Below are 679 nucleotides of genomic sequence, written 5' to 3' on the forward strand. Positions count from 1 at the left end.
GTCCGGGACAGTCCGTCCAACGATCCCCTTCCGGACACATGAAGGAGACATCCGATCATGGCGCGGCGCCGTCTTCTGACCCGTGAAGCTCTCGCCCGACATTACGAGCCTTCTGTCGATGATCGCGAGATCACGAGACATTTTACACTCAGCCAGGATGACTTCGATCTGATCGCAACCCGCCGCGGAGAAACCTCCCGATTGGGTTTCACGATGGTCATGCTCTACATGCGCTGGCCGGGACGGGTGCTGGAATCTGGTGAAACACCACCGGCTCCCATTCTGTCATTTGTTGCGCGGCAGCTCGACCTGTCCCCTGGGCTCTGGTCCCATTACGGACGTCGTGACGAAACCCGTCGATCCCATCTGGCCCACCTGATGAAGCGTTATGGCTACCGAACCTTCGATCGGTCGGCATTTCATGACATGACCGGTTTCGCGATGCCAATTGCACATCATGTGACCCAGCCATCCCGCATGGCTGCGATCCTGATTGACGAGATGCGTCGCCGAAGCATTCTCCTGCCGTCGGTCACTGTCATTGAAGCCTTGGTGCTCCGTGCTCGCCAGCAGGCCGATCAGCTTGTCCATGACGTACTTGCAGGGGATCTGCCGCCGGAAACCCGTTGTCGTTTGGACAAAATGCTGGAGCGTCGTGGCGATCGCAGTGCATCCTGGC

At 58.6% G+C, this 679-nt stretch carries 1 protein-coding gene; it reads left to right on the forward strand.

Features of this window, described 5'->3' with window-relative positions:
* Window positions 1-57: 57 nt before the first annotated feature.
* Window positions 58-679 (forward strand): DUF4158 domain-containing protein (locus tag KP705_RS15870; protein ID WP_215764919.1); only part of this gene is annotated, 622 nt, incomplete at its 3' end.

Source organism: Gluconobacter sp. P1D12_c, from assembly GCF_018812105.1.
Lineage (GTDB): Bacteria > Pseudomonadota > Alphaproteobacteria > Acetobacterales > Acetobacteraceae > Gluconobacter > Gluconobacter oxydans_A.